This is a genomic window from Mesorhizobium sp. M7A.F.Ca.CA.002.09.1.1, assembly GCF_003998555.1.
Lineage (GTDB): Bacteria > Pseudomonadota > Alphaproteobacteria > Rhizobiales > Rhizobiaceae > Mesorhizobium > Mesorhizobium ciceri.
The window spans coordinates 1-602 of sequence record NZ_RZRR01001510.1 but is presented as its reverse complement, the minus strand read 5'-3'; the positions used below and the strand labels follow the sequence as shown (position 1 = coordinate 602).

Sequence of the window (602 nt, the reverse complement as noted above, 5' to 3'; positions counted from 1 at the left end):
CTCTACATCACGCGCGGCCTCCTGGCGCTGGCCAATGATTCGGCCGAGCTTGCAGCTGTCATCGCGCATGAGATGGGCCACGTCACCGCCAATCACGGCTTGCAGCGCCAGCAACTCGAGGCAGAGGAAGGCCTGGCGACCAAGGTGGTTTCCGATGTGCTCGGCGACAGCCCGACCGCCAAGGCGGCGTTGATCCGCGGCAAGCTGAGGCTCGCGCAATTCTCGCGCAACCAGGAGCTGGAAGCCGACGCCATCGGCATCAAGTCGATCGGCGAGGCCGGCTACGATCCTTTCGCCGCCGGCCGCTTCCTGCAATCAATGTCGGCCTACACCGATTTCCGCTCGATCAGCGGCGCCACCGACGCCAGCCTCGATTTCCTGGCCACGCACCCCAATACGCCGCAGCGCATCGATCTGGCGCAGCGCCATGCCCGCCAGTTCGGCGCGCCGGGCGTCGGCACGCGCGACCGCGATTCCTTCCTCGCCGGCATAGACGGCCTGCTCTATGGCGACACGCCGGAAGAAGGCTATGTACGCGGCGAAACCTTCCTGCATCCGGGCCTTGGCGTTTCGTTCACGGTACCGGACGGCTTCATCATCGA

Annotated in this window: 1 protein-coding gene; it reads left to right on the top strand. The window is 65.8% G+C overall.

All coding sequences use genetic code 11. From position 1 onward, the window contains the following. Window positions 1-602, top strand: a 602-nt coding sequence (locus EN994_RS34345) for a M48 family metalloprotease (RefSeq protein ID WP_164746574.1), incomplete at both ends; no start/stop codon positions are given.